This window comes from Neisseria flava (assembly GCF_982712965.1).
The window spans coordinates 1-24185 of sequence record NZ_CEXQBZ010000112.1; the positions used below are offsets into that span (position 1 = coordinate 1).

16 protein-coding genes are annotated in these 24185 nt (G+C 51.1%); 12 read left to right on the plus strand and 4 right to left on the minus strand.

Annotated elements, in window-relative coordinates; all coding sequences use genetic code 11:
- The 4 genes from AC5M9B_RS06120 to AC5M9B_RS06135 all read right to left on the minus strand — a co-directional run.
- Window positions 1–7085: ESPR-type extended signal peptide-containing protein (locus AC5M9B_RS06120; RefSeq protein ID WP_487648385.1), on the minus strand; the 7085-nt coding region annotated here is incomplete at its 3' end.
- A 960-nt stretch (window positions 7086–8045) separates the two neighbouring features.
- The gene (locus AC5M9B_RS06125) at window positions 8046–8666 is read right to left on the minus strand and encodes a hypothetical protein (RefSeq protein ID WP_487648386.1); all 621 of its coding nucleotides are present in this window, start codon (window positions 8664–8666) and stop codon (window positions 8046–8048) included.
- A gap of 166 nt (window positions 8667–8832) precedes the next feature.
- Entirely contained in the window at window positions 8833–9111 is a 279-nt protein-coding gene (locus AC5M9B_RS06130) for a GIY-YIG nuclease family protein (RefSeq protein WP_070860492.1), read from the minus strand.
- Window positions 9108–9998, minus strand: coding sequence for a LysR family transcriptional regulator (locus AC5M9B_RS06135; RefSeq protein WP_487648387.1), 891 nt, complete (start codon window positions 9996–9998; stop codon window positions 9108–9110). The genes AC5M9B_RS06130 and AC5M9B_RS06135 overlap by 4 nt, the downstream gene beginning before the upstream one ends.
- A gap of 119 nt (window positions 9999–10117) precedes the next feature.
- On the opposite strand from AC5M9B_RS06135, the gene AC5M9B_RS06140 reads away from it, so the two are divergent.
- The 12 genes from AC5M9B_RS06140 to AC5M9B_RS06195 all read left to right on the plus strand — a co-directional run bounded on the left by AC5M9B_RS06140 (window position 10118) and on the right by AC5M9B_RS06195 (window position 24143).
- On the plus strand, window positions 10118–10774 hold the full coding sequence (locus tag AC5M9B_RS06140) for an NAD(P)-dependent oxidoreductase (protein ID WP_487648388.1): 657 nt from the start codon (window positions 10118–10120) through the stop codon (window positions 10772–10774).
- Window positions 10775–11198: 424 nt separating this feature from the next.
- Entirely contained in the window at window positions 11199–12506 is a 1308-nt protein-coding gene (locus AC5M9B_RS06145; protein WP_487648389.1) for a nucleotide sugar dehydrogenase, read from the plus strand.
- A 164-nt stretch (window positions 12507–12670) separates the two neighbouring features.
- Window positions 12671–14089 (plus strand): lipopolysaccharide biosynthesis protein, encoded by a 1419-nt coding sequence (locus tag AC5M9B_RS06150; RefSeq protein ID WP_146736191.1) that lies wholly within the window; start codon window positions 12671–12673, stop codon window positions 14087–14089.
- Window positions 14090–14263: 174 nt separating this feature from the next.
- The gene (locus AC5M9B_RS06155) at window positions 14264–15541 is read left to right on the plus strand and encodes an O-antigen ligase family protein (RefSeq protein WP_487648390.1); all 1278 of its coding nucleotides are present in this window, start codon (window positions 14264–14266) and stop codon (window positions 15539–15541) included.
- Between the two features lie 13 nt (window positions 15542–15554).
- The gene (locus AC5M9B_RS06160) at window positions 15555–16628 is read left to right on the plus strand and encodes a glycosyltransferase family 4 protein (RefSeq protein ID WP_487648391.1); all 1074 of its coding nucleotides are present in this window, start codon (window positions 15555–15557) and stop codon (window positions 16626–16628) included.
- A gap of 14 nt (window positions 16629–16642) precedes the next feature.
- Window positions 16643–17815 (plus strand): glycosyltransferase, encoded by a 1173-nt coding sequence (locus tag AC5M9B_RS06165; protein WP_487648392.1) that lies wholly within the window; start codon window positions 16643–16645, stop codon window positions 17813–17815.
- Entirely contained in the window at window positions 17808–18425 is a 618-nt protein-coding gene (locus AC5M9B_RS06170) for a sugar transferase (RefSeq protein WP_019271164.1), read from the plus strand. Before AC5M9B_RS06165 ends, AC5M9B_RS06170 begins: the two co-directional genes overlap by 8 nt.
- Window positions 18412–19386 (plus strand): ATP-grasp domain-containing protein, encoded by a 975-nt coding sequence (locus AC5M9B_RS06175; RefSeq protein ID WP_019271165.1) that lies wholly within the window; start codon window positions 18412–18414, stop codon window positions 19384–19386. The genes AC5M9B_RS06170 and AC5M9B_RS06175 overlap by 14 nt, the downstream gene beginning before the upstream one ends.
- Window positions 19373–20059: an HAD family hydrolase gene (locus tag AC5M9B_RS06180; protein ID WP_070655465.1), complete on the plus strand. Its 687-nt coding sequence runs from the start codon at window positions 19373–19375 to the stop codon at window positions 20057–20059. The genes AC5M9B_RS06175 and AC5M9B_RS06180 overlap by 14 nt, the downstream gene beginning before the upstream one ends.
- Window positions 20060–20106: 47 nt before the next feature.
- The gene (locus AC5M9B_RS06185; RefSeq protein WP_070655463.1) at window positions 20107–20889 is read left to right on the plus strand and encodes a formyltransferase family protein; all 783 of its coding nucleotides are present in this window, start codon (window positions 20107–20109) and stop codon (window positions 20887–20889) included.
- Window positions 20882–22057 (plus strand): DegT/DnrJ/EryC1/StrS family aminotransferase, encoded by a 1176-nt coding sequence (locus tag AC5M9B_RS06190; protein ID WP_070655461.1) that lies wholly within the window; start codon window positions 20882–20884, stop codon window positions 22055–22057. The genes AC5M9B_RS06185 and AC5M9B_RS06190 overlap by 8 nt, the downstream gene beginning before the upstream one ends.
- A gap of 193 nt (window positions 22058–22250) precedes the next feature.
- Window positions 22251–24143: a polysaccharide biosynthesis protein gene (locus AC5M9B_RS06195; RefSeq protein ID WP_070655459.1), complete on the plus strand. Its 1893-nt coding sequence runs from the start codon at window positions 22251–22253 to the stop codon at window positions 24141–24143.
- The last annotated feature ends 42 nt before the right edge of the window (window positions 24144–24185 follow it).

A 24185-nucleotide genomic window follows, 5' to 3' on the forward strand; every position in this document is an offset into this window, starting at 1 on the left:
TCCAGCTGGGCTTCGGTCGCGGCTTTGTTCGATCCTGCCAATGGGGCGGTGCCCAATGTGGTGTTGGTCAGTCCGCTGACAATACCTTCTTTACCGTCGATCACTACCGGTTTGCCGCCGTTCGCTACGTCTTTACCGATGGTCACTTTCTCGGCCAGGCTGAAGTCGATTTCTTTGCCTGTACCGCTTGTGGTAACGATGTTCTTGTCTTTGCTTGTGTACTTGACCGTATCGCCCAAGTTCACTTTTTCAGACGACCCGTTGTCCGCAACGATGTTCAGACCTTTGGTCACTTCTTCGCCTACTTTGTCCAATGCGTCTTGAACGGTGCCTACGGCAGGATGTTTCGTGCCGTCCGCTTTGGTAACGGTAAAGCTAGGCGCTGCAACCTCTCCGGTTGTCGGATCAATGTTGGTGTTCAACGCTTTGGCTACTGGGTTCAGCTGGCTGACGTTCACTGCGTCGGTATCCGCCGTACCTTTGGCTACGTTGGTAACTTTGTTGCCGCCGTTGTTCAAACCGTCTTTGGTCAGCGATACCGGAGCATTTGCCGTACCGTTGGCAATATTCAGACCGTCTGTCGTCAGTACGCTGTCGCCCGCGGTCACTTTAGGCGTAGTCAGTCCGGTAGTGGTCAGTACGCTGTCGCCGACTGTCACTTTGTTGAACGCTACGTCGTCCGCAGTTTCAATCGTCAGCTCTTTGCCGCTGCGTTTCACTAGGATGTTCTTACCTTGTTTCACGGTCACGGTGTCGCCCGCAGCGATTTTTTCGCTTTCGCTGTCGGCTTCTTCGTTCGCTTTCAGCTTCCAACCTTTGTCGGCTGTCGCTTTCACTGACTTGATCGCGTCGTGGATGGTGTTTTCACCTGTTCCGCCGATATCTTCTGTGGATACATTGCCGTTCTCGTTCTTGGCTTCTCCACCCAAGATGTTTTTCAGGTTCACTTGGGTAGCGTCCAGCTGGGCTTCGGTCGCGGCTTTGTTCGATCCTGCCAATGGGGCGGTGCCCAATGTGGTGTTGGTCAGTCCGCTCACTGTGCCGGTCGTACCGTCAATGCTGACAGGTTTGCCACTGTCTTGTCCGATTTTAACGGTGTCGGCAAGTTTCAGTTGTACGCCGCCTTTGGCGGTTTCGCTGACAATGTTGCTGTCGCCTTTGATGTTGACTGTGTCGCCCAATGCGTATTTGTTGCTGCCTTCTGTGCCGCCGACGTTGATGCCTTTGGTCACTTCTTCGCCTACTTTGTCCAATGCTTCTTGAACGGTGCCTACGGCAGGATGTTTCGTGCCGTCCGCTTTGGTGACGGTAAAGCTAGGCGCTGCAACCTCTCCGGTTGTCGGATCAATGTTGGTGTTCAACGCTTTGGCAATCGGGTTCAGCTGGCTGACGTTCACTGCGTCGGTATCCGCCGTACCTTTGGCTACGTCGGTAACTTTGTTGCCGCCGTTGTTCAAACCGTCTTTGGTCAGCGATACCGGAGCATTTGCCGCACCGTTGGCAATCGTCAGACCGTTGTTGCCCAATACGCTGTCGCCCGCAGTGACTTTAGGCGTAACCAATCCTGCATTCGTCAGCGTGCTGTCGCCTGCTTTCAAGGTAGTCGCAGTTACACTATTCAACGTAATATCGTCATTCAGCTTGACGGTAACATTGTCGTTGTCTGCAGAAGTGGTAATGTTGTTGCCGCCTTTAATGCCGACTCGCTCACCCAGTTTTTTGCTTGAAGTTGAAGTGTTGCCGTCTGCATCAAAGGTTAGACCTTTTTCCGCCAGCTCTTTAAGCTGTGCATAATTCACAGCATCATCTTCATTTTCACCTTTGGCAACTTTGGTGATCTTGTTGCCGCCATTGCTCAAACCGGACTTGGTCAGGGATACTGGATTGTTACCGTTGGCAATGTTCAAACCATCATTGGTCAGAACACTATCACCCGCTTTGAGTTTATCTGCATTGACAGTTTGAACGGTGATTTCGTCTTTCAGTTTGACTGTAATGCCGTCTGTACCTGATTCGGTAACCACATTTGTATCGTCGCCTTTAATTGCCAGCGTTTCGTCCAGTTTTTTGGTTACAGGAGAGCCGCTGTTGCCACTGAAGGTAATACCTTTGGTATCGACGATATTTTTCGCATCCACGCCTTTTTGAATCTCAGCTTTGGTGTCGTCTGAAAGGTCGAGTTCGTAGTTGGTGGTTTTGGTGTGGTTACTGTTTGTCGCTTCAGACGACTTCAGCGCCAATTTACCGCCATCTTTCACGCTGACGGTGGTATTGTCAGCATGAACAGTGTAAGTCGTTTGATTACCTGCTTCCACAGCAGCTACATGAGTATTGTCGCCTGCTGCTACAACGCTGGTTTTTTCACTGTCAACAACGGCTTTATTGATGGCTTTAGCAACGTCAGCTGCAGTAGCAAATACATCGCCTGCCGTATCCGCGCTGACTACGCCACCAGCACCCGTGGTCAGCGTAGATTTGTTTACGTTGAACGTAACAGTGCCCCCTTTGTTTTCGGCAGTCGTACCTGTGCCGTTAACAAATTTCAGCGTGGAATCATCTTTAGTCAACGTTTTGACATTTTCATCATTGACTTTTACATCAATGCCTTGTAATGCACTGTCGGCTTTTTTCAAGGAGTCTTTGGTTTTGTCAGACAAATCCAGATTGTAAGTAGTTACGTTGGTAGTTGAATCTTCAGACGACGTCAGTTTCAGACCGTTTTCTGTACCTTCTGCAGAGACAGCCGTACCTTTGGCATTGACGGTGTAAATGGCATGACCATCCGTGCCTTCAGTTTTGTCGACACTGACGACGTTTGTACCTTTTTGAACCTCGGTTTTCGCAGCTTTAACTTGTTTGTAGCTCGCTGCGTCAGTATCAGCCACACCGTCGGCAATGTTGGTAACTTTGTTGCCGCCGTTGTTCAAACCGTCTTTGGTCAGAGATACGGGATTGGCACCGTTGGCAATCGTCAGTCCATTGTTGCCCAATACGCTGTCACCCGCAGTAACTTGCGGTGTGGTCAGTCCGGTAGTGGTCAGTTCGCTGGCGCCGACTGTCACTTTGTTGAACGCCACATCGTCCGCAGTCTCAATAGTCAGCTCTTTGCTGCTGCGTTTCACTCGGATGTTCTTACCTTGTTTCACGGTCACGGTGTCGCCAGCTGCGATTTTTTCGCTTTCGCTGTCGGCTTCGTCGTTCGCTTTCAGCTTCCAACCTTTTTCGGCAGTCTCTTTCACTGAATTGATCGCGTCGTGAATGTTGCCTGCACCGGTATTACCAATGTTGCTCATGGTAATACTGCCGTCTTCAGCCAACTTTGCATTACCACCCAATACGTCTTTAACGGTTTGGGCAGTATTACCCAAAACGTTTTGTACCGCGTACAGCTGGCTGCCGTTGATGGCATCAGTAGAAGTGTTAGAGATTTCGCCCGGAGCAACGTTTTTCAATTGACGTTCGTAGCCTGACGAACCGAAAGACACTTGGTCGCCAGAGGTAATACGGTTGCCGCCTGCAAAGCCTGAGTATTTCAGATTGTTGACAGTAGCTTCGTTGACTTCGATTGCATCGGTTGTAGTCGTACTGCCCGCACCGATTGCGACAGAGTTGCCTTTGGTGGCTTTCGCACCCATACCGAATGCGGCAGAGGCGACGCCTTCAGCAATCGTACCCGTACCAAAGGCTGTGGATAATTGACCTATTGCCTGTGATTTAGTACCAATGGCTACTGCAGCTTCGCTTGAAGTCGTATGAGTATAACTGCCGGTTTCCATCACATCGCCGGTATAGTCTTGATAAACCTCTTTAACCGTTTTACCCGTACCTTCTACAGTTTTCACTGCAACGGTATCCCAGTCGTCCGCACCGATGGCGATAGAAGAATTGCCTTTTGCGTCTACATTGTTACCGATGGCAGTAGATTGATCGCCCCATGCATTGGCGTATGCACCGATAGCAACGGTTTGATTGTAATCCTCTTCAGCCGAAGCTGGTTTTGCAGGATTGGTTGCAGAAGCGTGATAGCCGATGACGACAGAGCGCGAGTTATTGGATTGAGCCTGATCACCGATAACAACGGAGCTAAATTTCAAAGCCCGTGCGTCATTACCGATAGCAACTCCCGCGGATTCAGCTGCATGACTGGATTTGCCGATGGCGATGCTATTACTATGATCGGCATTTGCACCATTACCTAAAGCAATAGCGTTGTCCAAACGTGTATGGCTGTTCAAACCAAGCGCCAAAGAAGCCGCACCGTCTGCATTGGCAGCACGTCCTAACGCAATAGAATCTTCTTTCCAAGCATTGTTGGTTGAACCAATAGCGATAGCATTCACTTCGGCAGCCTTCGCGCCATCACCCAACGCAATGCCACTATCCTTGGCAGCATGGCTAGACTTACCAATGGCGACTGCCTTGCCGCCTACTGCCTGCGCCTCATGACCGAGAGCAACCGCGCTACTTGCTTCGGCTTTAGCGGAATGACCACCTGCAAATGATGCCCAGCCCAAAGCATTAGAGTTGAAACCGACAGCGGTTGCACCTGCATTATTCGCAGTGGTATAAGCACCCAAAGCCACAGCAGAGTCATGAAGTGCATTTGCACCATCACCTACCGCCACGCTGGATTTACCTTTTGCATTAGAAACCTGACCACCTGCAAACGAGTTTTGACCGTAAGCATTTGATCGCTGGCCGATGGCAACTGCATTCTCACCATTGGCTTTACTTAACGAACCAACAGCAACCGAACCTGAACCCGTCGTATTACCGTGAATAGAGGGGGTAGAGCCTGCTGCCGCCTCAACGGTAGCCTTGCTACCAATTACAACCGCATTACTTGCAGCCGCTTTGGCTTCAGGGCCAGCGGCAATCGCGTTTTCACCTGTTGCGCCTTCGTTGTTGTAGTTGGCTTTTGTTTTATCTGCGCTATTTACACTATAAAAATGGGTTTGCGACGCACCGGTCAGCTTACCGTTAACAACCTTGATGGTGCTGTCATCCACCTTAACGTCGTATTTGATTTTAGTATTGCCGTTTGCTTCGGTATCAACGGTAACGGTAGTTGCATTGCCGTCGGCAAATTGCACGCTTTCTCCGGGCGTAACAATGCCCTTCGCATCGCCCGCATTATCTTTGACGGCAAAGCCTTGGTTGACGTAGGTATTGAGATTAGTCATCGCAGCAGCGACGTTCTTAGCAGGAGTTGTATTGAATTTGGTTGTGCCATTACCTGCCGTATTCGGTGTGTCGCTACCTTTGAGCACGTCATAAGACGGTAAGGTTACGAAAGAACCCTGATTATTTGTCGGATCATTGCCGACAGTCGCACCACCGCCCAATGCATCGGCGACCGATTTGGCAATATTACCCGCCCCTACATGAAGCGCGTAAAGCTGGCTGCCGTTTATCGCATCGGTGGAAGTTGGGGTAATCGCGCCAGGCGCAACGTGCTTGAGCTGACGCTCATAACCTGCCGAACCGAAAGAAACCTGCGAGCCGGTAGTGATATGTTCTGTTCCCGCAAAACCTCTGTAAGTGACACCATTAACTGTTGCTTCAGTCACAGCCGTTGCATCGGTACGCGTATGCGAACCTGCACCGATTGCGACGGATTTATTCTGACTGGCGGTTGCGCCTACACCAAATGCAGCAGCCCCCACACCTGATGCAGATGTCCCCGAACCAAAAGCAGTTGATAACGCACCTTCAGCGAGTGCGGCTACACCAATAGCGACGGAGGCATCGCCGGCAGTCGTACCTTTAAATGGATTGCCATAAGCCTCACCTTGTTGCTTCATTGGCATACCGGTCAAGTCTTGGAATACCTGATGGACCAGTTTATTTCCTGCTGCTGCAACTTGTTTGGTCCGTACGATATTCCAATCGTCGCCACCGATGGCAATGGATGAATCCCCTGTTGCGCGGGTATTATTACCGATAGAAGTGGATTGCGTACCCGAGGAAATAGCATCCGGGCCAATGGCAATTGATTGTGTTTCACCTGTCGCCTTTGCTCCCGTACCGATGGCAATACCTTGCCTGGAGCTTGCCGTAAGTGCGCCATAAGCAGAATCATCAGCACCAATGGCAATAGAAGACTCTCCCAGCGCATTTGTATTATAACCAATGGCAATCGCCTTTCCTTTTCTGGACGTGTCTTTATATACACCCGTTGCAATAGTATTTGTACCAATAGCAATCGAACCATCTTGTGTTGCTTGCGCCCCCGTACCAAAAGCAACCGTATTACCTGCCTGCGCTCGCGCACCCTGACCCAATGCCAAGGCCTTTGCAGCTGTCGAAGCAGCACCTTTGCCGATGGCAACAGCTTCTACGCCTGTGGCTTCCGCATTTGTACCGAAAGCAAGCGTATCATTACCAGATGCCTTCGCGCGTCGACCAATGGCGGTACTGCGAGCCCCTGAGGCCAAAGTCGCGCCACTACCGTCATTCAACTCCGTATTGGTATCTCGCCCAAAGCGGTCACTACCGCCGATAGCAACAGCAAACTGACCTGTAGCCTGTGACCAGCCGCCAATGGCTGTCGCACCGCGCTCCGTCGCCTCGGCGCGACCACCCAAAGCAGTAGCAAATTGATTCGAGGCAATCGTATCCGAACCGATAGAAGTTGCCTTCGCTGCATTTGCATTACTTGCCTGACCGATGGCAATCGCATTGTTACCGTCAGCATAAGCACCTGTACTTGCCTGGCTACCGCCAATAGCAATAGCACCGTCAGCCTCAATCCTTGTACCCGCTTTTGCAAAGGCACCAACTGCAACCGATCCCACACCTCTTGCGGAGCCGCCACCAATTGCCGTCTCACTCGCACTCCCGGTTGCAACCTTGCCTCCCTCTGAATTTATTATAGGATGCGCCCAAGCACTCTCAGACAAGCCGAATAATGCCGCGCTCAACGCCGTCAGCCTGAACAAGGTTTTCAGACGACCTTCCTCTGGGGCGCACACATCCCCTTCAGCACCTTCGCTGCTTGATTTGACACGTCCTTTCGCCAATTCGGAAGTAACAACGAAAGAGCCGATAGTACGGTTCCATACAACTTTGAAAATCTTATTCATAACAATCTCTCTTGATTGGATTTATTAAAAAATATCAGATTGAATTCAAATATATACAGTCAAAACAAGACGTACTCCCCGCACTGCCCCGCCGCCGGATCTTCTTCAGATACATGCAGGTTTTATGAGACAGGCATTCATTGAATTTGTTTATATATTATTGAAAATCAACCAGACTGACGTTAATTGTCACTTAAGTACAATTTTTAGAACATATCTATATCAGTAGATATAGTATAGAAACTTCATCAAATTACCGATTATGCAAAATAAGCTCCGATAATCTTTAAGTTTCTTTTATTTTTTAACGCATATTTACTTTTATAAATGGAACTATGCATGTAATCCTGCAATTTTTATGCCAAACTTTCATACTGCATTTATGGCTATGTAGTTTTATACCATGTTTATATTTGAATGAATATAATGAAAGAACTTTAAGATGCCGTTGCAACGGTATTGATTTGTAGAATTAATTCTTCACTTTGCGCTTACCGTCTTCTAGCATAAGGAAGGGAATTGACAGCAGGAGCCTGCGCCAGTCCGGGAAAATACAACTGTTCCTCTGCCATAACTCCCGTCAACTGTATTCGTGGGCATAGCCCGCGCTACATCCGATCTTTTAAACTCTCACTAGCGGGCATAGGGAAAACGACGCAAAAAGGTCGTCTGAAAATGCGTGCATCGCAAGCCCGATGCTTTTTCAGACGACCTTCTTAAAACAAACTGCTATAAAACCGTAGCGCGGACTTTGCCCGCGACAATACAACTTCCCTTCCGCCATAACTCCCGCCAACTGCATTCGTGGGCATAGTCCGCGCTACACTCTGGTCTTTCAAACTCTTGACGGCAGGAACGGGGAAAACAATGCAAAAAGGTCGTCTGAAATATCCGTAGCGGGTTTCGCTACTTTTCAGACGACCTTTTGAAGGTGGATTTTAATAAAGCTATAAAAAAGAATCAACGCCCCATTTCGTTCTGCATGGCGCGGATGCTTGCCTGCCTGTCGCTGACATCACGAGTCAGGCGGTTGATTTTTACCTGATCCCCCTGACGGCGGGCGGCGGCAAGTTGGGATTGAGCGCGCGCGAGTGCGGCCTGCTCGTTGCGGACTTCTTTTTGAAGGATTTGCTTACGCGACATTTGGGGCTTCGCAGGTACGGATACAACGGGCGCAGGAAGGATTTTCGCTTTGCGGTTCATCTCTGCGGCACGCGCTTTGGCGGCTTTGGTATCCGGCTGGTTGCGCAGTCTCACATCCAGGCGGGGATTGGCGGCTTCTGCAGTGTTGGTTACGCTGCTTACTGCCGGACGCGGAAGGATTTTAATGTCGTCGATTTCGGGGGCTGCCTGACCGATGGCTTCTTTTAGGTTGACCGTTTCGGGAACAGCGCTGTCGGCTTCTTCGCTGCTGATGGTTGCGCTGCCGTCAACATGGGACACGGTACATTCGGCACCGGTTTTCTGGTTGGTAAAGACAATGCCGTTTGCGGTTTTGCAGATATAGGTAACGGGATTTGCGGATACGGCTGAGCTGCTGAGGCAGAGCGCAGCCGCAAGGATATAGGGTATCGGTTTCATGGCGGCCTCAAGATTTGCGGAAAGCGGGCATTATACTATGCTGCCGGTTAGAGAATTTCAACTTATCTTTCAGGAATGTTAAATTCGACGGCTTATAGAAAATCAAGGTCGTTTGAAATCCGTTTTTCAGACGACCTTCTTCACATGTCTGCGGGCAACATCCGTACTACCGCCCAAGGGAGGCATTTCCCGCCGCCGCTTCCCACAATTCCCTCTTCTTCCCTGCCGTCAGTTTTTTGATGGCGATTTCCCGTTTCAGCGCCTCGCTTTTGGAGAGGTCGTCTGAAACGATACGCATTGCCGTCGGTTTGTTCAGCCGCGTGTATTTCGCACCTTTGCCTGCAAGATGGGCGGCGAACCGCTCTTGCGGGCGGTTGCTGATGCCGCAGTAGAGTGCACCGTTTTCACACAGAATCAGGTAAACGCACCAATTTTCCGCGCTCATGCGTCTGCTTCCTTGGCGAAACTTTCCGTGAAGATGCGGACGGCGGCTTCGGTTTTGGCGGACTGGACGCGGTAAGGCGTCACCAAATAGAGGCTGACCGGCGGCAGCGTCCACTCGGGCAAAACGGTTTTCAGACGACCTTGGGCGATTTTTTCCCGAACTTCGCCGCCCACTTGCAAAGATAAACCGAAACCGCTTTCAGTCAGGCTGCACACGGCGGCCAAATGCGTGCAGGCAATGCTGTCGGCGACGTCGAGGAAATAGCTTTCGCCGCCGTGTTGCAAGGTCGTGCGGACGGGCAGGAAGTGCAGCCAGCGGTGGGCGTGAAGCTGCGAGGGATGGGTAATGGGCGGATGGCGGTCGAGATAATCGGGCGCGGCGCAAATGGTGTACGGCCAAGTAACGAGATGGCGCGCGACCAGATTGGGATCGTCCAAGGCGCGGTCTCCACCGCGTATGGCAATGTCGGTCTGATTGTGTTGCAGGTCGTCCAAAGTATCGCTGAAATTGAGGACGGGGCGGATTTTGGGAAACTCGGCTTGCAATCTGGAAAACGCCGTCTGAAAAGCGCGGGACTCGATGACGCTGGAAGTCAGGGAAATACGCAATTCGCCGACGGGTTCGGTTTTGAGGTTGTCGATAACGGTACGCGTATCGGTAAGCGTGGCGGCTAGGCGGCGGCAGTATTCGCCCAACGCGCGGCCAGCATCGGTCGGCGAAAGGCTGCGCGTGCTGCGGTTTAACAGCTTGATGCCGTGCAGGGTTTCGAGGCGGTTGATGTGCTGGCTGACGGCAGACGGGGTCATGCCCAGCGCGGCAGCGGCGGCGTTCATGCTGCCGTGTTCGAGGACGGCGGCGAAAACGAGCAGGGGTTTGATGTCTTGCATTTTGGCTGATTATTTAGTTCAACTTCACAATCATAACAGCAAATCAGGGATTATCAAGCGTTTCAGACGACCTTACAATGCGCTCATCTAATCAATCACACCTCAACAAGGAGTCAAACATGAAAATCGCAGTCATCGGCGCAACAGGTTACGTCGGCAACGCAGTCGTTCGAGAATTGGCAGGTCGCGGTCATGAAGTAACCGCTTTTGCCCGCAATACGGATAAAGTGTTCCAAGCGCAAAATGTTGCCGTCGTACCCGCAGATGTCAACGCGGCGGACTTCGCCGACAAGCTGGCAGGCTTTGACGCCGTGGTCAGCGCGTTCAATCCCAGCTGGACCAATCCCAATATTGGCGCGGATTTTACACGCGGCGCAAGCAGTATCGTCGAAGCGGCAAAAGCAGCACAAGTACCTTATTTGTTGGTAGTCGGCGGCGCAGGCAGCCTGTATGCCGCACCTGGTTTGCAAGTTATCGATACGCCCGACTTCCCCAAAGAAATTTACGACGGCGCCAATGCCGCACGCCATCTTTTGGCGGCACTCCTGCCGCGTCGCGATGTGAACTGGTCTTTCGTTTCCCCTCCGGCACGACTGGGTGTTACCGGCGGTTTCAGCGAAGACAAAACCGGCAAATACCGCTTGGGCAAAGACGATTTGCTGATGGACGGTGAAATTCCGGCAGGCATCAGCGTAGCGGATTTAGCGATTGCCATCGCCGACGATGCGGAAAACAAAGCGCATTTGTTTGAACGCTTTACCGTTGCCGCCGCCTAATCGCCATCTAGGGCAAAGGTCGTCTGAAAACCTTGTAAATCAGGTTTTCAGACGACCTTTTTAATTTTAGATCGTGCCTTATGAAATCCTTAAGCTTGGTTAATTTACGAAAATATTTTGGAATCCATCACCCGTCACTCATTTGTAGTTACGATGCAAATTTTTATAACTATAGAAATAATACACATTAAAAACAACAAGATTTATTGCATTACGTTATTATTGTTTTATAATATATGCATATTTTATGCATGCCAAAGTATTTACCTATGCCATATTTTGCATGAGCGTAAAACTTTTTTTTCCTCTTTTACTCTAAATTTGCGAACAGCTCCACCTCTTTACCTGCCCGCCTCCCACTGGCAGGCACGACGCGAATCCGATACGGTCGCGTCTGTTTGTTTTCCATCACATGAGACCTATCATGAAAAATACCACCATTCAGAAATTTGCAGATAAAACCGCCAAAATCGGTATCGTCGGCTTGGGCTATGTCGGCCTGCCGCTGATGCTCCGCTATGTGGACATCGGTTATCAGGTTTTGGGCTTCGACATCGACAAAACCAAAGTCGACAAACTCAACAAAGGCGAAACCTACATTGAGCATATTCCTGCCGAGAAAATCGCCGCCGCCTCAAACAGCCTGTTTGAAGCCACCACCGACTTCTCCCGCATCGGTGAAGTGGAAGCCGTGATTTTGTGCGTACCGACTCCGTTGAACAAATACCGCGAGCCGGACATGAGCTTCGTTATCGACACCACCGACGCGGTGAAACCCTACCTGCGCGCCGGTCAAGTGTTGTCTTTGGAATCCACCACCTACCCCGGCACAACCGAAGAAGAATTGCTGCCGCGCATGGAAGAAGGCGGCTTGAAAGTCGGTCAAGACGTGTTCTTGGTTTACTCTCCTGAGCGTGAAGACCCGGGTAACCCTAACTTTGAAACCCGTACCATCCCGAAAGTCATCGGCGGCCATACCCCTGCTTGTTTGGAAGTCGGCCTTGCGCTGTACCAACCTGCCATCGATAAAGTTGTTCCGGTAAGCTCCACCAAAGCGGCCGAGCTGACCAAACTTCTGGAAAACATCCACCGCGCCGTAAACATCGGCCTGGTGAACGAGATGAAAATCGTTGCCGACAAAATGGGCATCGACATTCACGAAGTCATCAATGCCGCTGCAACCAAACCCTTCGGCTTCGTCGCTTATTACCCGGGTCCTGGCTTGGGTGGCCACTGTATCCCTATCGACCCGTTCTACCTGACTTGGAAAGCACGCGAATACGGCGTAAACACCCGCTTCATCGAGCTGGCCGGCGAAGTAAATTCCCATATGCCCGACTACGTTATCGAAAAAGTCGGCCTGGCTTTGAATGACCATAACCGTTCTATCAAAGACAGCAAAATCTTGGTATTGGGTATCGCCTACAAGAAAAACGTGGACGATATGCGCGAGAGCCCGTCTGTGGAAGTGATGGACCGCCTGCACAAATTGGGTGCAAACATTTCCTACTCTGACCCGCATGTGCTTGAGTTCCCGTACATCCCCGGCCACCACTACTTCGACCTGAAGAGCGAGCCGCTGACGCCGGAAACCGTAGCGAAATACGACTGCGTGGTCCTGACCACCGACCACGATAAGTTTGACTACGACATGATTGCCGAACACGCCAAACTGATTGTCGATACGCGCGGCAAGTTCCCTGCGAAAAACCCGAAAGTCGTGAAAGCGTAATACCTTTGACGATTGAGGCAGACTGCCTGCCGACGGGTTTCGGCAGGCAGTCGGCTTTCTTAGACCGTTTGTTTTCAGACGACCTAAGAAAGCTCTTATTTGCATGATGCGGCTGCGTTTTCAGGTCGTCTGAAAATCTCGGCTGCAACAAACCCCACCTATTTATGAATATAAAAAAAATACTCGGCTATGCCTTAGGCCCGATAGGCAGCGCGGCTTTCGGCATCCTCTCGCTTCCGCTGATTTCATGGTACTACCCTGCGGAAGACATCGGCCGTATCGTCTTACTGCAAACCATCTCCGGTCTGACCATCCTGATTTTGGGGCTGGGTTTGGATCAGGCGTATATCCGTGAATACTACGCCGCTAAAGACAAAGCGTCCCTGTTTAAATCCATCAGCCTGTCTCCTTTCGTTTTGACGATTGTCGTGATTTTGGCAGTGCTTGCATGGAATATAGCTTGGCCGGCAGATTTGATTTTTGATTTGCAAGATAAAACCCTGGGGTTATTGTTTTTAGTTTTCCTGCTAACCAGCCTGTTTGCACGGTTTCTCTCCCTAATACTGAGGATGCAGGAAAAAGCCGTTGCCTTTTCCCTCAGCCAACTTACACCGAAATTCCTGATTTTGGCGTTGGTTTTGTTATTCGTTTTCAGCGGTGTCAAAACTGATACCGTCAGTCTTGTTCTTGCCTACACCGTGGCGCAAGTATTGACTGTCGCCGTTTTGACATACCAAACCAGACATGAACTGCGCGCAGCTGTACGCGCTCCTTGGTCGTCTGAAACTCATCATGCAAGCCTACGCTACGGCTTGCCCTTGGCATTCGGAAATTTGGCTTATTGGGGATTGACCTCGATCGATCGTTTTGCGCTCAAACAGTGGGCGGGTTTGGATGAGCTTGGCATTTACTCGATGGCGGTCAGCTTCGGCGCGGTTGCCCTGATTTTTCAAAGCGTATTCTCAACCATTTGGGCGCCTTTGGTGTTCAAATGGGTGGAAGACAAAACCCATTTGGATAAAATCGGCGGCATCACCCTTTCGATGACCGAATTAATCAGTGCGATGATTTGTTTTATCGGCATTTTCTCGCCCGTCGTTACTTGGATATTGCCCGACAAATACGCTCCGGTACAGTTTTTGCTGCTCTCATGTATGTTATATCCGCTGTTCTATACGCTTACGGAAGTCAGCGGTATCGGATTGAACGTTGTCAAACGGACTTGGTTGATTACAGCAGTCAACATTGTCGCTTTTGCCATCAATTTCGGTCTGCTGTCGCTACTGGTTCCCCATTTGGGGGCGCATGGTGCCGCCATAGCGAGCGCAATATCGTTTTGGGTGTTTTGCGTCATCAAAACCGAATTTTCATCTAGGGTATGGCGCCCTCTGCCGCGGCTGAAAATTTATACCAATACTGCTTTGAGCGTACTGCTTTGCGTGAGCTACACCTATTTTGGCACAAAGGAAAACTATCCGTTGTTCGCCTTGCTTTGGCTGGTAGGACTTTCTTATCTGATATGGCGTCGCAAGTCATCTCTTATTTCGGCAGCAGCTGCTGTCAAGAGTCGTCTGAAAAGATAATCCAAAGGAAAGGAAGCAGCAGTTTTCAGACAGACACAAAACCATCGGAACTGAAACTTTTCGGCCGATATACCGCCCAATACATTACCGACGCATTCAGTCGGATTCTGCGGTCAGACAAATTGTTTCTGCATATAATAATATTTCCGAAACCGTCCCACCTCAGGAAACAAAGTGAAACTCAAAACACAAACTTTATACATTACGCTGATATACACGATTTCAACCGCCTATATGCTTGGGCCGATGCTGTCGTACAAAGCCGGGATTCCGCGTATCGACAACCCCCTGACCATTCTGCTGCTGCCTACCGCCCTGCTGATTTTTGCGTTAGAGTCCAAACGGTTCAACGGCAAAGCAGGTAAGATGCTGGCGGCGCTTGCCATCATGTGCGGTTGGGGCGGCATCCATCTGTTTATTACCACGCTGGATTCGGTCAGGATTATGGATACGTTTTTCTTCCTGTCCCTACCCAGCCTGTTTTATCTGCTGTACTTGGTATTGAGCCGACATGAAAATCCGATGGCGTTTATCCGCCACCTGCTGCTTTTTTTCTGCGCATTTATCATCATCCCGCCCGCTGTGGAGATTTTGACCGGCATCCAATTCGTTCAAGCAGATGAAGTATTGGCCATTGATGCGGGGATTATTAAGGGTTTCTTCTTTAACCCTAACAACTTAGGCACGACCGCCCTCTGTTTTGCGCCTGCCGTTTTAGTATTTTTCAATATTGATGTCAGTAAAAAAGAATACTTGCTCGGCTTGATACTTTTTTTATGTTTGGGCGTAGTCATTTTTGCCAGTGCGTCGCGTACCGCTACCCTGTGTTACATCATTTTGTTTATCCTGAACTTGATTTACCGTAACAACGGGCTGTTTACGCTGATGACCATAGGTGTTACAGGCGCGGGCTTGTCGATGATTCCGAAACAGTACATTGCTGATTTCCTGCTCTCCCTGCACGGCAATGCCTTTTTGGAAAACATTTCCTCACGCCTGTATTTATTCTTGTTTGATTTGGAAAGCGACAATTCGGTCGGCTACCGTCAGGAAATCTATAACTATTTCTGGGAACATCCCCCATTCCTGCTGTTGGGCTATGGTCCGAAAAAATTCCAAGAATATTTCGGCGGCCACTTGAGCGACAGTCTAGCGTTTGAAAACCCGCACAGCTTCCTTATCGAGCTATATCTCGGTTTTGGTCTTATTTCGTTGGCAGCTTTCTTATTCTATGCCGCATACTATTTCTTCTGCGTCGCCGCAGGCAGGAATATGAAAAGCAAGCAGCGCGTCATTGGGTTGGCAGCAATGGGGTTATTCCTTTTGGCGGGTTTTATCCCGTCCACCATTTTGCGTATGCCCTTCATTTGGCTGCCCTGCTTTTTGATTTTCCTGTACAGCGTCTTGCCCCAGCGCGATGCGGCGTATAACGCGTACCGATACACCCCTTGATAGAAAACACGTTATGAAAAAAATTGTTTTGACTACTTCCATGTCCGGCCTCGGCGGCACTGAAAACGCGACCTTCCGCTTAGGACGGTTGCTCAAGCAGCGTGGCCACGAGGTCGTCCTTGCCTCTTCCGATGGCCCGCTCATCAAAGAAGCCCAAGCCTTGGGCATCCAATGGCGTCCTATTGATTTTTATCAGGGCGGTATCTTGGGCTACATCAAGGGTATGTTCGCCTACATGAAGATGTTGAAACAGGAAAAACCCGACATCGTCCACTGCCAAATGGCGCGCATCGTTCCTGCCTGCGCCATCGCAGCAAAAATAGCTTCTCCCAAAACCAAAGTGTTCTACCACGCGCGCGGTCTGGATGCTGAAACTTATCCGAAAATCGCCAAACTTTTCGACAAGCTGGGCGTATATATCATCGGCAACTGTAGACACGAGCGGGAAAAACTCATCCGCCACGGTTTCCCCGCCAACCGCATTGCCTACACCTACAACGCTTTGCACAAAACCGATTACGTTCCTGAAAAAACCGCCAAAGACTACATCATGCTCGGTACGCTGTCACGCTTGGACACCGTCCGCGCCGTGCATGTGATGTTGGACATCTTTAAGAAAATGGTTGACCGCAATATGCCTGTGCGCCTGAACGTGGCGGGCATAGGCGAAGAGATGGACAATCTGAAAGCGCAAGCGAAGCGTCTGGGCATAGATGACAAAGTCACCTTCCTCGGCGGTGTGCGCGATTTGACCGGCTATTTCAAAGACGTGGATATTTTGGTGAACACGCCGCACTGCATCGGTGACCACGGCGCAGGCGTCGGCAACAACATCCTTGAAGCCGGTCTCTACGACACGCCCGTCGTTACCTACAACATGGGCGGCATTTCCGAAATGGTCATTACCGGCGAAACCGGATACTGCTTCCTCTTTGGCGAAGACGAAGCCTTTATCGAAGCCGTCGATCAACTCATCAAGCAACCCGAGCTGCGCGAGAAATTGGGCAAAGCCCTGCATAAACACGTTGAGACCTTGTGTTCCGATGATGAAATCTATCGCACCACAATGGCCGCTTACGATATGTGAGGTCGTCTGAAAATATGAACATCACCATCGTCGCCCCCTACTGTTCGCTGCCGTCCGAGCCGCATTTCAACCGCTTCTGGTATCTTGCCGAGCTGTTGTCGCAGTCTCATGACGTGATGCTGATTACCAGCAATTTCAAACACTACGACAAATCTTTCAGACGACCTGAAGATGCCGAATCTGCTTCGCAAGGTCGCCTGAAAGTCATGCTGCTGGAAGAGAGCGGCTACGGCAAAAACGTCTCGCTGGACCGTGTCAAAAGCCATCATGTGTTCGTCAAACATTTTGAGCAATGGCTGAACAACTGCCGTCCGGGTGAGCAAGACGTCGTCTTTTCCGCCTATCCGCTGATCGCCACCAACCTGCTTTTAGGCGAACACAAAGCGCGTTTGGGCTACAAGCTGATTATCGACGTGCAGGACGTATGGCCGGAGTCTTTCTCCTCGGTCGTGCCGTTTTTGAAAAAAATCCCGCACAACCTGCTGCCCTTCTCCTCCCGCGCCAACCGTGCCTACCGCTACGCCGACGCGCTGGTCGCCGTGTCGCAGACCTACCTCGACCGCGCCAAAGAAGCCAATCCGAACGTACCCGGCGAAGTCGTCTATATCGGTGCGGATTTTCCGAAACTCGATGCCGCACCGGCAAAAGACTTCGGCGACAGCAAAACCCGCTTCTTCTACTTGGGTACGCTCAGTTACAGCTATGACGTGGAAACCGTGTGCAAAGGCGTCCAGAAACTTTTGGACGACGGCGAAAATGTAGAGCTGCACATCATGGGCGGCGGCCCCGATTTGGACAGGCTCAAACAATACGCCTGCGAGGGCATCAAGTTTTACGGCTACATCCCCTACGCCGAAATGATGTCGGTCGCCAAAGGCTGCGATATCTCCGTCAACGCCATCCATTCCTACGCCATGCAGTCGATTACCAACAAACTGTCTGACTACATGGCATTGCAAAAACCGATTTTAAACAGCCAAGTCAATGACGAAGTTGCCGAAGTCCTCACCCTGCTGCCGCACGCGGACTACCGTTCCGGCGATGTGGAAAGCTTCGTCCAAGCCGCCAAAGACATTCTGGCGCGCAAAAACGACCCCGTTCAATCCGACGAAATCGTCCGCCGCTTCAAGCGCGACGTGGCGTATCAAAAAATCGTCAACCTGATTGAAAGATTAGCCCATGAGTAAATTCTTCAAACGCCTGTTTGACATTGTCGCCTCCGCCTCGGGACTGATTTTCCTCTCGCCCGTATTTTTGATTTTGATATACCTCATCCGCAAAAACTTGGGCGAACCGGTATTCTTCACCCAAGAGCGGCCAGGCAAAGACGGCAAACCGTTCAAAATGATCAAATTCCGCTCCATGCGCGATGCGGTCGATAAAGACGGCAACCCTCTGCCCGATAGCGAGCGGCTGACTCCTTTCGGCAAGAAACTGCGCGCGACGAGTTTGGACGAACTTCCTGAACTTTGGAACGTTCTAAAAGGAGAGATGAGCTTGGTCGGCCCACGACCGCTTTTGATGAGCTACCTGCCGCTTTACAACGAATTTCAAAACCGCCGCCACGAAATGAGGCCCGGCGTAACCGGTTGGGCGCAGGTCAACGGACGCAACGCGCTTTCGTGGGACGAAAAATTCGCACACGATATTTGGTATATCGACCATTACAGTTTTTGGCTGGATATGAAGATCCTATTTTTGACAGTCAAAAAAGTCTTTATCAAAGAAGGCATTTCGGCAGAGGGAGAAGCCACCATGCCGTATTTCACAGGGAATGACACAGATGAAAAAAAATAACGTACTTATCCTTTCCGCGGGAAGGCGCGTCGAATTGGTACAGGATTTTCAAACCGAAGCCGCCAAGTTTTCAGATGACGTCAAGATTTTGACGACGGATTTGGTTCCGCGCATGTCTTCCGCCTGTCACGTTTCCGACGGTTCGTTTGAAGTGCCGCTGATCAGTTCCAATTCGTATATCGACAGCATTTTCAATCTGGCGGTACGCGAAAACATCGGTTTGATCATCCCGACCATAGATACCGAACTGCAAAAACTCGCGAATGAACGCGACCGCTTCGAAGCGGCAGGTATCCACATCGTCGTTTCCGATGCGGACTTTATTGCGCAATGCCGCGACAAACGTAAAACTGCCGACCTGTTTGCACAGTACGGCATACGCTCGCCCGAAATTTACGACCGCGAGAAGTTGGTTTTCCCTTGCTTCGCCAAACCTTACGACGGCAGCCGCGCCATCGGTGCCAAACGAATCGACACGCCTGCCGATCTGACACCTGAAGTTTTGGCAGACCCCAAATTAATGTTCTGTCAGCTTATCGATATCGAAAAAGAATTTTCCGAATTTACCGTCGATATGTATTACGACCGACAAGGTCGTCTGAAATGCACGATTCCGCGTAAACGCTTGGAAGTGCGTACCGGCGAAGTCAGTAAAGGCATCACCCGCAAAAACAGCCTCTACCAAACGCTGCTGGAAAAAATGGCGGTATTGGAAGGCGCACGCGGCTGCATCACGGCACAGTTCTTTTGCAATGAAGAAACCGGCGAATTCTACGGCGTGGAAATCAACCCCCGCTTCGGCGGCGGCTTCCCGCTGACATATGCCGCAGGCGGCAATTATCCGGGCTGGCTGATGCGCGAATACCTCGGCGACGGAGAAATCCCGTTTTCAGACGACTGGGAAAACAACCTCATCATGCTGCGCTACGATGCCAAGGTCTTGGTTCATGAAAACGATTAATCCCGAAACCGCCGTCATTGTCTTCGACTTGGACGATACCCTGTATTCGGAATACGAATACAAGCTCTCCGGTATCCGTGCGGTCGTCGATACTGTTGCCGCCCTGTATCCCGATTGGAATTCAGACGACCTCTTGAGCAACATCGACCCCGACGGCAAAGACTGGCTGGACAAGTTGTGCTGCCACTGCGGTTTCAACGAATCGGAAAAACAGGTTCTTCTGTGGCAATACCGGCTGCACCGCCCGACGCTGACGCCGTATGCCTCGCCGGATTTCCTGTCCGATCTAACCGCGCCCTTCGCCGCACGCGCACTGATTACCGACGGCAGAAGCCTGACCCAACGCCTGAAACTGGAAACCTTGGGTCTGTCTTCCCTGTTTGACGACATCCTCGTCTCCGAAGCCTGCGCTTCGGAAAAGCCCGACAGCAAACGCTTCCACTATTTACAAGACAAATATGCCGCAAAGGCAGACTGCTTCATCTATATCGGCGACAACATTTCCAAAGACTTCATCACGCCGAACGTTTTAGGCTGGATAACCATAGGATTGCGCCCCTCCGGGCGTAATATCCACTGTCACCTGCCCGAAAATTTTAGTACAGAATATCATCCCGCTTTTTGGATCGACTCCCTTCAAGATTTAGCTTCTCTAATCGATTCAAACATTTAACCATTACATAATCAAACGTACACTCACAATATTAAAAGGACTATTACATGACAAAAATATTATTCATGGGACGTAAACGGCTTTCCGCCAACCTGCTACGATTCTTATCCTTACAAAACAGTATCGAAATCGTCGGCGTATTGACCGACAGCCACCTGCAAGGCTCGCCGACGACCGCCGCGGCCAAAGAATTGGGCTTGCCGCTCTACACTTTCGACACCGCCCTGGAAGCCATGAAAGAGGGTCGTCTGAAATACGACTTAGGCTTGTCCGTACTCTATTGGCGCAAACTGCGCGACGAATTCCTGACCACACCACATTTAGGCACGATTAATTTCCACCCTGCCTTATTGCCCGAATACAAAGGCACGGGCGGCTACAACCTCGCCATCATGGACGAATTGTCCGAGTGGGGCAGCACCGCCCACTATGTCGATGCATCCATCGACACCGGCGAAATCATCGAAGTGGACCGTTTCCCCATTGATTCTTCTGTCGAAACCGCCCAATCACTCGAACGCAAGACCATGCAGGCATTAGAGCCGTTCGCACAACGCATTATCGCCCGCGCCGTCGAAGCGCAAGCCAAACTACCGACTACGCCCAACATCGGCGGCCGCTACGTCAGTCGCGACGAAATGGAAGCCATGAAGCAAATCCATGACGGCGACGATGTCGAGAAAAAAATCCGCGCCTTCTGGTTTCCGCCTTATGACGGCGCATACGTCGAAATCGACGGTCAAAAATACACCTTGATCAACCGCCAACTGCTGGAAGAAGTCGCCCCTAAAGACTCCACCAGCCTTTTCGCAGGAAAAGCCAATGCTTAACACATCCCTTTCCCCATGGCCGAGCTTCACCCAAGAAGAAGCCGACGCCGTTTCCAAAGTCTTGCTGTCCAACAAAGTCAATTATTGGACGGGCACCGAATGCCGCGAATTTGAAAAAGAATTCGCTGCCTTCGCCGGTACGCAATACGCCGTTGCCCTTTCCAACGGCACGCTGGCACTCGATGTCGCGCTTAAAGCAATGGGCATAGGTGCAGGCGACGACGTCATCGTTACCTCGCGCACCTTCCTCGCCTCCGCTTCCTGCATCGTTACTGCGGGCGCAAACCCCGTATTCGCCGATGTGGATTTGAACAGCCAAAACATTAGCGCTGAAACCATTAAAGCCGCGCTGACGCCGAATACCAAAGCCATCATCGTGGTCCACCTTGCCGGTATGCCCGCCGAAATGGACGGCATCATGGACTTGGCAAAAGAACATGATTTGTGGGTTATCGAAGACTGCGCCCAAGCGCACGGCGCAAAATACAAAGGCAAATCCGTCGGCAGCATCGGACACGTCGGCGCATGGTCGTTCTGCCAAGACAAAATCATGACCACCGGCGGCGAGGGCGGCATGGTCACCACCAACGACAAAGAGCTGTGGAGCAAAATGTGGTCGTACAAAGACCACGGCAAAAGTTATGACGCCGTGTACCACCGCGAACACGCCCCCGGCTTCCGCTGGCTGCACGAAAGTTTCGGTACCAACTGGCGCATGATGGAAATGCAGGCAGTCATCGGTCGCATCCAGCTCAAACGTATGCCCGAATGGACTGCTCGCCGCCAAGCACACGCCGCCAAACTGGCAGAAAGCTTGAGCAAGTTCGCCAGCATCCGCCTGATTGAAATCGCCGACTACATCGAACACGCGCAATACAAGTTCTACGCCTTCGTCAAACCCGAACACCTCAAAGAAGGCTGGACGCGCGACCGCATCGTCAACGAACTGAATGCGCGCAAAGTCCCCTGCTATCAAGGCAGCTGCTCCGAAGTCTATTTGGAAAAAGCCTTCGACAACACGCCGTGGCGACCCAAAGAGCGACTGAAAAACGCCGTCGAACTGGGCGACACCAGCCTGATGTTTTTGGTGCATCCGACGCTGACCGACGACGAAATCGCGTTCTGCAAAGAACACATCGAAGCCGTATTGTCAGAAGCCACGGCATAAAGCAAAAACCGCCGCACCCGTATCATCGGGACGGCGGCGGTTTACCGCTTCAGCAAAATAAAAAAGGGAATCGGCAAACAGCCGACACATACGGAAAACCAATGCTCCGTAGCAACAAACGTCTTTTCAGACGACCTTTGCATGACCGAGGTCGTCTGAAACCCGCCCACAACATTACTCAGAACATACCAAAATGAATTTGGAAACCCTGTTATCCCTACCCCGCAACGTCAAAAAAACCTTCTTCGTCATTCATGATCTTTTGATGGTTTTTATCGCCTTTTGGTTTGCTCAAAGCCTTAAAGCCCAATATTCTGACGAATGGGCAAGCATGGCAAACTGGCTCGCCTTCGGCTCGACTGCTTTTTTGACCATTGCGCTGTTTGTCAAACTGGGGCTGTACCGAGCCGTTACCCGCTTCGTCAGTACCCGCGTCCTGACCGCCGCCGCATTCGGCAGCCTGATTTCAGCCGTCTTGTTCTGCCTGACTACCCTGATTTTTGAGCGCAAACTGCACCTTGCCCTGCCCGTCGTTTATTTCTTGCTGCTGGTTGTCTGTATCACCAGTTCGCGCATGATTCTGCGTGCCATCCTGACCGACCGCCACAAAAAACAAATGGTGCCCGTCATCATTTACGGTGCAGGACAATCCGGCCGCCAACTGCTGGAAGCCATCAAACAGGTTAACGAATACTCCGCCGTCGCCTTCGTTGACGACAACCCCAAAATCCGCCGCACCGTCATCTACGACCTCACCGTCTATGGTCCTGACGACATCCAATCGCTCATCGACCGCTACGGCGTGGAAAAAATCCTGCTTGCCATCCCCAGCTCCACTCAGGAAGAACGCCGCCGCATCATCCAAAATCTGGAACAATACAAATGCGAAGTGCTGACTATTCCGGGCATGAAAGACTTGGTGGACGGTAAAATCAAAGTCAGCGCACTGAAAAAAATCTCCGTCGTCGATTTGCTCGGCCGCGACCCGGTAGCCCCACGCCCCGAACTCATGGGCGCGGACATTACAGGCAAAACCGTGATGGTCACGGGTGCGGGCGGTTCCATCGGCTCCGAGCTCTGCCGCCAAATCCTGAAATGCCGCCCGTCCAAATTGCTGCTGTTCGAACTGTCCGAGTTCTCCCTGTACAGCATAGACAAAGAATTGCGCGAAACTCAGGCAGCCGCCGGCAGTCAAATTGAAGTTGTGCCTCTACTTGGTTCCGTGCAAAACAAAGAACGCCTAATCAGCGTCATGACCGCGTACGGCGTTGAAACCGTCTATCACGCCGCTGCCTACAAACACGTCCCCATGGTCGAGTTCAACACTGTCGAAGGCATCCGCAACAACGTCTTCGGTACACTCTTGTGCGCCCAAGCCGCCGTCGAATCCGGAGTCAGCACCTTCGTGCTTATCTCAACCGACAAAGCCGTGCGCCCGACCAACACCATGGGTGCCAGCAAACGCATGGCGGAACTCTGCCTGCAGGCACTCGCGGCTGAACCCAACCAATATACCCGCTTCTGTATGGTACGCTTTGGCAACGTTTTAGGCTCCTCAGGCTCCGTCGTGCCGGTATTTGAAAAACAAATCGCCGAAGGCGGCCCCATCACTCTGACCCACCAAGACATCACCCGTTACTTCATGACCATCCCAGAAGCCGCCCAACTCGTCATTCAAGCGGGCGCAATGGGCAAAGGAGGCGACGTATTCGTGTTAGATATGGGCGAATCTGTTAAAATCATTGACTTAGCCAAACAAATGATTACGCTTAGCGGCCTGAAATTGAAAGATGCCCAACATCCCGACGGCGATATCGAAATTAAAATTACAGGACTGCGTCCGGGCGAAAAACTTTACGAAGAGTTGCTCATCGGAGACGAAGTGCAAAAAACCACTCATCCCCGAATTATGACCGCCAGTGAAGTAATGCTGCCGTGGGACAAATTAAATGACATAATTATGCGTATGGATTTAGCATGCGCAAACTCAGACCAACAAACCCTGCGCGCCCTGTTGCTTGAAGCCCCTGCCGGCTTTAATCCCAAAGATGATATTTGCGATTTAGTTTGGAAGCAGACACATTAAAATATTCTGCCAATAAAGCAAGATACCCTACAAAAAAGGTCG

Excerpts from the sequence above, each read along its gene's own strand:
- AC5M9B_RS06185 (WP_070655463.1), top strand. The coding sequence starts at position 20,107 with ATGACAAAAATATTATTCATGGGACGTAAACGGCTTTCCGCCAACCTG.
- AC5M9B_RS06125 (WP_487648386.1), bottom strand. The coding sequence starts at position 8,666 with ATGAAACCGATACCCTATATCCTTGCGGCTGCGCTCTGCCTCAGCAGC.
- AC5M9B_RS06140 (WP_487648388.1), top strand. The coding sequence starts at position 10,118 with ATGAAAATCGCAGTCATCGGCGCAACAGGTTACGTCGGCAACGCAGTC.
- AC5M9B_RS06150 (WP_146736191.1), top strand. The coding sequence starts at position 12,671 with ATGAATATAAAAAAAATACTCGGCTATGCCTTAGGCCCGATAGGCAGC.
- AC5M9B_RS06135 (WP_487648387.1), bottom strand. The coding sequence starts at position 9,998 with ATGCAAGACATCAAACCCCTGCTCGTTTTCGCCGCCGTCCTCGAACAC.
- AC5M9B_RS06190 (WP_070655461.1), top strand. The coding sequence starts at position 20,882 with ATGCTTAACACATCCCTTTCCCCATGGCCGAGCTTCACCCAAGAAGAA.
- AC5M9B_RS06175 (WP_019271165.1), top strand. The coding sequence starts at position 18,412 with ATGAAAAAAAATAACGTACTTATCCTTTCCGCGGGAAGGCGCGTCGAA.
- AC5M9B_RS06180 (WP_070655465.1), top strand. The coding sequence starts at position 19,373 with ATGAAAACGATTAATCCCGAAACCGCCGTCATTGTCTTCGACTTGGAC.
- AC5M9B_RS06195 (WP_070655459.1), top strand. The coding sequence starts at position 22,251 with ATGAATTTGGAAACCCTGTTATCCCTACCCCGCAACGTCAAAAAAACC.
- AC5M9B_RS06165 (WP_487648392.1), top strand. The coding sequence starts at position 16,643 with ATGAACATCACCATCGTCGCCCCCTACTGTTCGCTGCCGTCCGAGCCG.
- AC5M9B_RS06130 (WP_070860492.1), bottom strand. The coding sequence starts at position 9,111 with ATGAGCGCGGAAAATTGGTGCGTTTACCTGATTCTGTGTGAAAACGGT.
- AC5M9B_RS06145 (WP_487648389.1), top strand. The coding sequence starts at position 11,199 with ATGAAAAATACCACCATTCAGAAATTTGCAGATAAAACCGCCAAAATC.
- AC5M9B_RS06160 (WP_487648391.1), top strand. The coding sequence starts at position 15,555 with ATGAAAAAAATTGTTTTGACTACTTCCATGTCCGGCCTCGGCGGCACT.
- AC5M9B_RS06170 (WP_019271164.1), top strand. The coding sequence starts at position 17,808 with ATGAGTAAATTCTTCAAACGCCTGTTTGACATTGTCGCCTCCGCCTCG.